A 9299-nucleotide genomic window follows, 5' to 3' on the forward strand; every position below is an offset into this window, starting at 1 on the left:
TTATGAAAGTGTACAGTAGCTTTGCAAAACATGGATTATTACCTTTGGCTGATTTAATTTTAGGACAAAGTATTGCGGGAAACCTAAAGCTCATTAAAACTTGTCAAAAGTGGTCAAGAGAGGAAGTAAAAGAGTATCAGAATTCGAAGTTTTTGGAACTGGTAACTTCATTTTACACGCAATCTCCGTACTATGCGAAAATGCTTGATGCTTTAGGATTAAGAATCTCTGATATCAGGAGTATTGAAGATATTAAGTATTTGCCAATCCTGACAAAAAAAATAATAAAAGAAAATTATGATAGATTAATTCCATTAAATATCAATAATGTAAAACATAAAAAAGATGCTACTGGTGGTTCCACTGGTAATCCAATGAAATATTTGATTAGCATTGATTCATTATCTTTTACAACTGCATTTAATATATTTTGTTGGGAGCGAGCAGGCTGGTCTTATGGTGATAGTTATATTGCACTGGGAAGCTCCTCACTTTTTTCATCAACAAATATAAAATTTAAATATCACATGTATAATAAAATAAGGGGGCGTATTCCCTTAAATGGTGTTTCTTTACCTAAAGGAGTATTGGACAATTATATACAATTGATAAAGAGGAAAAAGGTTAAATTTATATATGGCTATGCTTCAGCTATTTATTTACTCGCAAAATATGTACTTGAAAATCATATCGAGCTCGATATAAAAATATGTTTCCCCACATCTGAAATTCTAACTTCATTGTACAGAAATACAATTAAGCAGGCATTTGGTTGCAAAATTATGGACTGTTATGGGGCTCGTGATGGCGGGATTGGAGCCTATGAGATAGAAGATAGTAAGTACTTTGTTTCTTATAATAGTTTCGTGGAGGTTATTCAACCAGATGATACTGGGAATGGGAAAATAATTGTTACTGACCTTAATAATTTTGCATTCCCATTTATTAGGTACGAATTGGGAGATGAAGTGAATTTGCTAAATAATAATACTACATCTTACAACGGACAGGTTTTAGGGAAGATCTTGGGGAGGACAAGTGATATAATTCATCTTGGAAATGGTCGTAGTTTAACAGGTCCTGGTTTCACAATATTGTTCAAGGATCTAAATATTGAATCATATCAATTGAAACAGGATAATAATCTTGAGTTGACATGTTTCTTAAAAAGAAATAATAATTATTCACTTTCCGAAGAAAAAATCATTTATGATACTCTCAAAAGGCAAGCTGGAAATGAATGCAAAATAAATATAGAATATGTGGATGAATTTTTATTATCAAAAAGTGGGAAAAAAGCATATTTCATGGTTTAACTAATTACTTTAGCTGGATCTCGAGAAGAGAAATTACCATGCTATTTTTTTCTATATACTAGTGCGAAACGAAAACTTTTATGCCAAAAAGCAATATCAATTTACCTGGTTTGTTAATTGTTATATTATTTTTATTACTATACTCAAATATTTTCCCCAAAAATATTCGCGAAATAGATAGTGCTGGTGTAATGATAACATGGGATGATGCCTCTGTTGATCAATGGTATTTAATAAGAGATACACTAAAGTATTATAATGCCAAATGTACCTTTTATGCCAGTTTTTTATCTGGCTGGAAAGAAATATCCTATAAAAAGTTGAAAGAATTACAAGATCTTGGAAATGAAATTGGTTGCCATTCATTTTCTCATTTGGATGCAAATAAATTCCAAATAAATTATGGCATTGACAAATATCTGGAAACAGAAATATACCCTGCTAATGATTCATTAAGAAAGCATGGCTTAAGAATAATTTCCTTTTCATACCCTTATGGTCATTTTAATTCTATAACTGACTGGGCTCTATTAAGAATATTCGGTTCTCTAAGATATACCTATTTTAATGTTCCTACTCCACTATTTAGTGTTGGTAGCCCTACATTTTATGCCCTCAGTTTAGACAATGGGGATGGAGCTTTAAACATTCCGCTTGATCAAATTTATTTGATGATGGAGAAAGCAAAATTAAATGGGAAAATATTTGCGCTTTATGGACATGTTCCTATACCATATACGAATAATCCTCCTGCATATTCAACAACGCTAGATCGGCTTATAGCTGTCATAAAAAAAGCAAAAGAACTTGGGCTTAAATTTTATACCGCTTCTGAATTGATAGATCCTAAAATCAATCTCTGCCGGCCAAGGAATAAGCAATATTTACCTCCAGGGAATGTTAAATTAGTTTGGGATAGTGCTCCTTCTTTAAGCAGTTACCAAGTAAAAATATCTACTAGCTCAACATTTGAAAAGAGTAATATAATATTTGATTCTGTGATTTCAGATACTTCATTGGATTATCCAATCCAAGAAAATGGTAAATATTTTTGGAGTGTTTCGGGATCGAATAGCAATGGTACTATTTACGAATCTGATTCTTTATCCTTTACAGTTGATACGCAAACTATAAATAAATATTACAATGATTCAGATACTTTTGTTATGCAAAGTTTCCCGAATCCTTGTAGAAATCAAATGATCTTATCTATGCTTTCAGCTGATGATGAAAATGTAAAAGTTGAAATATATGATATCCTAGGAAGATTGGAATATGAAACTAAATGGGCAATTTACCCCAAAGGATCTTCAGAGATAATAGTAAAAATGTCAGAACTTCCCACTGGTATATATTTTTGTAAAGTTAATCTGAAAACATTGGATAATAAAAAAAATAAATCTAAGACGATAAAAATAATAAAACAAAAATGACTCTTTACAAATAGCCAATAAGATCCGGAAGTATTTCCAAATTAGTATTGTAGATTTAATTGTTCACTAAACCGCATATTACTTTATTCAACTGAATCTTGTTACTGATTTAGCTTTAATTATAATCCTTATTATTTCTGATGCTTATGATTTATTCAAGAAATAATGTTCCTAAAGAGTTTGCACTATGATTATGTGCGCTAGTATTAGCTAAATTACAATATAAAACAAATATTAAAATAGAAGATTAATTTATTGATGGAACTACTGTTAGATAAAAATATTGATAGAACAAAATGGATAGCGTTTTATTGCAAATGTCAATATTCAACTCCATTCAATTCCCCTGAATATTATGATTTCATAAATTCATTATCTGGATATTCGGCTAGAGCATTTGCAGTGATTGAAAATATGGAAATAAAAGCTTTGGCAGTTGTTGTGTTGCATAAAGAAACAGGAATTAAAGCCTTTTTTTCCCGAAGAGGAATAATTTACGGGGGGCCATTATTAGAGAATATATGCTCGCCTTTTATTGATTACTTACTGGATTATATTTGTAAGAATCTAAGTAAAAAAGTGATTTATATTGAGGTACGAAACTTCAATGACTATTCCAAACTTAAAGATAAATATACTAAATTAGGGTGGGATTATTTATCATATGTTAATGTAAAGCTTAATACTGCAGATAAAAACATTGAAGAAATAGTTCAGCATATGAAATATAATAGAAGAAGAGAGATTCGACTTTCTTTAGAACAGGGGGCAAGCTATAGTGAATGCAAGAATAGCGAAGAACTATTTTTTTTATATCAAATTCTAAATGATCTTTATAAAAAAAGAGTGAAATTGCCGTTGCCTCCCTTTGAATTTTTTAATCAAATGTATCTTCAAAAAATTGCAAAGGTATTTGTAGTAGAACATAATAACATAATTATTGGTGGGTCTATATGCCTATATACCGAAATGAAAGGGATTTATACGTTTTATTATTGCGGCAAAAGAAATTATCACAAAAAAATATTCCCTACTCATTTGGCAGTATTAGCTGCTATTGAATTTGCCGTCAACAATAAAATACCTGAAGTTGACTTCATGGGGGCAGGATTGAAAGATGAAGTTTACGGTGTCAGAGATTATAAATTGGAATTCGGTGGCAGTTTGGTTGAGCATGGACGCTTTCTGAAGGTCACAAAACCAGTTTTATACAAAACTGCAAGAATTGGATTATCTTTACTAAAAAGAGTAAAATGAGAATATTAATTGATATTGGTCACCCAGCTCATGTGCATTTGTTCAAATATTTTGCGCATGAAATGATTCGTAAGGGGCATTCTGTGCACTTTACAGTTAGAGATAAAGAATTTGAAATAGCTTTATTGAAGAATGAAGGATTCAGTTTTACTAATCTAGGTCAACACTATAAATCAAAGATTGGTAAGATATGGGGATTAATAAAATATACATGGTTAATAATTATAGTAAGTATAAAATATAATCCAGATATTTATCTAAGTCATGGGTCCATTTATACAGCTTTTGCATCTATATTTCTTAGAAAAATAAATATTGCGCTGGAAGATACTGGCAATTGGGAACAAGTCCGCTTATATAAGCCTTTTACAAAAGCAATACTTACAGGAAAGAGTTTTTCTAAAAGTTATGGAAGTAAACAGATTTATTATGATGGGTATCATGAGTTGGCGTATTTGCATCCAAAATATTTTAAAGCGGATTCATCAGTGAAAATATCTATGGGATTAAAGGAGAAGGATAGATATTTTATATTAAGATTTGTTTCTTGGGAAGCCAGTCATGATATGAGACAGGCCGGATTAAGTATTATAGAAAAACGAAATATTGTGAACTATCTTAAGCAATTTGGGCACGTATTTATATCAGCCGAAAGTACATTAGATGCGGAGTTCGAACCGTATAGACTAAGTCTTCCTCCAGAAAAGATTCACAGTGTACTTTATTATGCTGACTTATTTATTGGCGAGGGGGCGACTATGGCTTCAGAATGTGCTATCTTAGGGGCACCAGCTGTCTATATAAACAGCATGGAAGCTGGTTCGATTAAAGAACAAGAAGATTATGGATTATTATTCCATTTTAAAAACGGGAAGGGAGTTTTAGAAAAGATAAAGGATTTGCTTAAAGATGAGAAATTAAAAGAAAGGATCTCCAAAGCTAGAGTGAAGTTATTAAGTGAAAAAATAGATGTTACTTCCTTTTTGATTTGGTTTATGGAAGAATATCCTAATAGTTTTAACTTACTTAAACGTGAACCTAGTTATCAAGATAAATTTAAATGACGAGAGATTTTTCATTAGCCATATTTAAGGAACTTTTGGAAGAAATTTCTAAAAAGTATATTGCAGCTCCTTTTGCAGACTATATAACCCAAAAAAAAGGTAATGTGCTAATTTTAAGGCATGATATTGATGCAAAAAAAGAAAATGCTTTGTTAACTGCAAAAATTGAATATGAGTTGGGATTAAAAGGTACATATTACTTCCGAGTTGTTCCTCAAAGTTTTGATAAGAAATTAATAACTCAAATAGCAGAATTGGGTCATGAAATTGGTTATCATTACGAGGATGTTGATTTTGCCAATGGTGACATTACCAAAGCAATTGATTTGTTCAAAGTACATCTTGAAATGCTAAGAAGACTTTATCCTGTGAAAACTATTTGTATGCATGGAAGTCCACTATCAAAATACGATAATAGAGATCTTTGGAAAAAGTTTGATTACAGGGATTATGGACTTATAGGGGAACCATACTTCGATCTTGACTTTGGTGAATTCCTTTATCTTACAGATACTGGAAGAAGATGGAATGGGACAGATGTAAGTGTAAGGGACAAAGTTAAATCAGCTTTTAATTTTAATTTTAATACGACTTTTGACATAATAAGATCTGTGGAAAAACTTCCGTTCAAAGCAATGTTTACTTTTCATCCACAAAGATGGGAAGATAATTATTTACAATGGACAAAGGAACTTATTTTCCAGAATATAAAAAATACTGTGAAAAAATATTATTATGTAAAACGATAATTCCTTTGTTGTCGAATTAGAATCAAATTATTGCATTTTTCAGGCTTGCAAAATTTCCTGAATATATGTTTTTAACTTATTTTATTTGACATAAAAGATACATTATTTTGTAGCTCTTGAATTGTAGGAAAAACAACCTCATTCATGGGCTTTTTTTTTGTTCAGAATGAGGCAACTATAATTTACCAAGTCCTACGTAAATAAAGTCAACTGTTGCTTAGTATGGGATATAATGTCTTGTTCACTTGATTTTAAAAATCATGTTCCAGTATTCGATGGTAAACAAGTTCTTTTCCAAAATATTCTTTTAGATAAATCTGTTTCCAAACTAAGATACCCATTTTTTGCCCTAAATTGGTATATTGCAGTACCGATAATAAAAATATCTCAACAAAATTAATAAAATTTTCCGAATTAGGCACTCGTCACCATATATATATAAGGAAAGATTTTTTATGTTAATTGATAAGGAGTACTATGCAGAGAACCTCTACTATTCCACCGTATGCCTCGCATACCGATTCTGTTCAAGTTGTTAATAACCATATATATGACATCTTAGGAAAGGAAGCTATTGAATTCATATCAAAATATGTCAATATTGAATCCAGAACTACTAAAATCCTTGAAACTTCAACAAGATTTAACGTTGATAGTCTTGAAGATAATTCAATACGTGACTTTATAAATATCAAGAAGATAAATCAGTTAAGATATCTGAATAAATTCTTAGAGTCAGTAAATAATAAACTACCATTTTATGGGCACTTTGTCGGTTGTGTGGAAACAGCTGAACAAAGAAAAAGAAGTATACTTGCAAAGTATACGAAAGTTTTGGTTTATCCTTATTATACTTTGGATTTTATCGTCAAACGTGTTCTTCCCAAAGTGGGAGTTACAAAAAAAGTTTATTTTATACTTACCAAAGGACATAACAGAGTAATATCGTTACCTGAGACACTTGGGCGATTGGTCTCATGCGGATTTGAAATTATAGATCATAAAGAGGCGAACAATCTCACATATTTTGTTGCACAAAAGATTGCAATTCCAAGCTATAATATGGAACCTTCCTATGGACCGTTTTTTAGAATGAGAAGAATTGGGAAGGACGGTAAAGAAATTTATGTGTTTAAGTTAAGGACCATGCATCCCTATTCCGAATATCTTCAGGCTTATGTTTATAAAATGAACAATCTTCAGGAAGGCGGAAAGTTCAAAGATGATTTTAGAATTACTACATGGGGGAAGCTGTTTAGAAAACTCTGGCTCGATGAATTACCGATGATTGTTAATTGGATAATAAGAGATTTGAAGCTGGTTGGCGTCAGACCACTTAGCCCGCACTATCTGAGTCTATACCGCCCTGCTTTAAGGGTAAAGAGAATGAAATATAAACCAGGTCTAATTCCTCCATTCTATGCAGATATGCCTAAAACTTTGGAGGAGATTATGGATTCAGAGGAAAAATATCTGGATGCATATGAAAAGAATCCTATATTAACCGACATTAAATATTTTTATAAAGCATGGGTGAATATCTTTTTAAAGCGCGCAAGAAGTGCTTAGCAAGTATATTATTTCTAATCATCTTCTTTTATATTGCAGTTTTTAATATTTCTATAAGTGCCCAGACGGTAAATGTCCCGTTTAATAACGATATTTATTCGTTTCTTGACCGCCTGGCTTCAAAAGAAATAGTTCATGTACACAATGAAGTTAAGCCATTTTCGCGCATACATGTAGCAGCTTTATTAAGACAGGTAATCAAAAATAAGAGATTACTGAATGAGGTAGAAGCAAGCGAATTAGATTGGTATTCGCGCGAATATGCTTCGGAGCTTGACGGGCACCAATCTGAAAGATGGCATTTGTTTAACTATTCCGACTCTCTATTCACCATATCAGCTGATCCGGTATTCGGAATTGGGAAAACGGCTACTGGAAAATATTCTAGCAATTCAAGATGGTGGGGAGGAAGCGTATACGGAACCTATTCCGATTGGTTCGGGGCCTCAATGGATTTTAGGGATAATGGTGAATATGGAAGTAATGTCCTGGATCCAAAGTTTTTTACCCCTCAAAGAGGATATTTCATAAATCTTAGGACTTCAAATGGAATTGAATATAGTGATGTTAAAGGGTGTCTTAATTTTAACTGGAAATGGGGCTATGTTTCTTTAGCAAAAGATTATCAGCAATGGGGACACGGCCAATACGGACAATTAATAATTTCCGATAAACCGGCATCATACCCTTTTATAAAATTATTTTTGCAACCGGTTGAATGGCTTCGGTTTTATTACATGCATGGATGGCTTACATCCAATGTATCTGACTCACTATATTTCTACCCAATAGGAATGGAGAGGGACGGAAAACCTGTTTACAGAGGTAAGTTTGTGGACAAATATATAGCTGCTAATTTCCTTAGCATTTCCCCTTTTAGATTTATGGATTTATCGTTGGGCAATTCGGTAATATACAGCTATCCCACTTTACGCCCTGAATACCTCATCCCTTTTATGTTGTATAAATTCCAGGATCATAATGCCGGCAGAAATAATGATTATGGAAATAATGGTCAATTGTTTGGCGATATAATTGTGCGTTATCCAAAATCCTTTAGTTTTTATGCTACCGTTTTTATTGACATGCTCTCTACAACAGAATTGGAGGAGGGAAATGATTCTAATTTCTGGAATGCTGTAACAGTTGGTTTTAATAAAGTAGATCTCTTTGCAGATAATTTAGATATTAATTTTGAATATACTCGAATATCACCAAGAGTATATGAGCATTATATTCCTACTACAACTTATAAGCATTTGGATTATGAACTAGGTCATTGGCTGGGGCAAAATGCAGATCAAATGAGAGTGCAATTTAATTATCGTCCATCACGTGGTCTAAAAATTTCTCTATATGCAGAGCGTTTAAGAAAGGGCGGATTAAGAGAAGCTTCTGATTTTTATGTAAATACTTATAATCAACCGTTCCTGGAAGGTCCTTTAAGAAAAGATTTTAATATCGGGCTGGATGCTAAGTATGAAATAATTCATGATCTTAATCTTAGTGGATACTATAGGTATTCGGATATCAGCGATGAGTCCTCAACTAGAACAGCTGCATTCTTGCTTGGCAAAAAGCATTCATTAGGGTTTTATCTTTATTATGGAATGTTTTAGTAACTTAAATGCTTACACCAAAAGCCAAATTGAAGGAATTTTAGCCCGCATTATGCGGGCTATTTTTTTTATTTTGCATTTATTTTTTCCCTTTTATTTCCAGTCTGGCCACGAGGCTGAATTTTATTAATATAAAATACCTATTTGGCTAATTTTAATCCAAGTTATTTCAAAAATACATCTTAATATGTCAAGGACAACCAAAACCAGCCAGCCACGGCCATGAAAACCTGTCACTGTCGAGGGCCACGAAAACCTGCCACTAAAATGTAAAAAGGGCCATTGAAACCCT

The 9299-nt window shown here is 32.3% G+C and carries 7 protein-coding genes; all 7 read left to right on the forward strand.

From position 1 onward, the window contains the following. Positions 1–2: 2 nt before the first annotated feature. The 7 genes from HF312_13115 to HF312_13145 all read left to right on the forward strand — a co-directional run bounded on the left by HF312_13115 (position 3) and on the right by HF312_13145 (position 9007). Entirely contained in the window at positions 3–1316 is a 1314-nt protein-coding gene (locus HF312_13115; protein MCU7521153.1) for a phenylacetate--CoA ligase family protein, read from the forward strand. Between the two features lie 80 nt (positions 1317–1396). Further along, the gene (locus HF312_13120; GenBank protein ID MCU7521154.1) at positions 1397–2749 is read left to right on the forward strand and encodes a polysaccharide deacetylase family protein; all 1353 of its coding nucleotides are present in this window, start codon (positions 1397–1399) and stop codon (positions 2747–2749) included. 258 nt (positions 2750–3007) lie between these two features. After that, on the forward strand, positions 3008–4006 hold the full coding sequence (locus HF312_13125) for a peptidoglycan bridge formation glycyltransferase FemA/FemB family protein (GenBank protein MCU7521155.1): 999 nt from the start codon (positions 3008–3010) through the stop codon (positions 4004–4006). Next, positions 4003–5070: a DUF354 domain-containing protein gene (locus tag HF312_13130; GenBank protein MCU7521156.1), complete on the forward strand. Its 1068-nt coding sequence runs from the start codon at positions 4003–4005 to the stop codon at positions 5068–5070. The genes HF312_13125 and HF312_13130 overlap by 4 nt, the downstream gene beginning before the upstream one ends. Beyond that, entirely contained in the window at positions 5067–5819 is a 753-nt protein-coding gene (locus HF312_13135) for a hypothetical protein (protein MCU7521157.1), read from the forward strand. The genes HF312_13130 and HF312_13135 overlap by 4 nt, the downstream gene beginning before the upstream one ends. Positions 5820–6296: 477 nt before the next feature. Beyond that, the gene (locus tag HF312_13140) at positions 6297–7388 is read left to right on the forward strand and encodes a sugar transferase (protein MCU7521158.1); all 1092 of its coding nucleotides are present in this window, start codon (positions 6297–6299) and stop codon (positions 7386–7388) included. Next, positions 7349–9007, forward strand: a complete 1659-nt coding sequence (locus HF312_13145; GenBank protein MCU7521159.1) for a capsule assembly Wzi family protein — start codon at positions 7349–7351, stop codon at positions 9005–9007. Before HF312_13140 ends, HF312_13145 begins: the two co-directional genes overlap by 40 nt. The last annotated feature ends 292 nt before the right edge of the window (positions 9008–9299 follow it).

The organism is Ignavibacteria bacterium (assembly GCA_025612375.1).
Classification (GTDB): Bacteria; Bacteroidota; Ignavibacteria; order Ignavibacteriales; family SURF-24; genus JAAXKN01.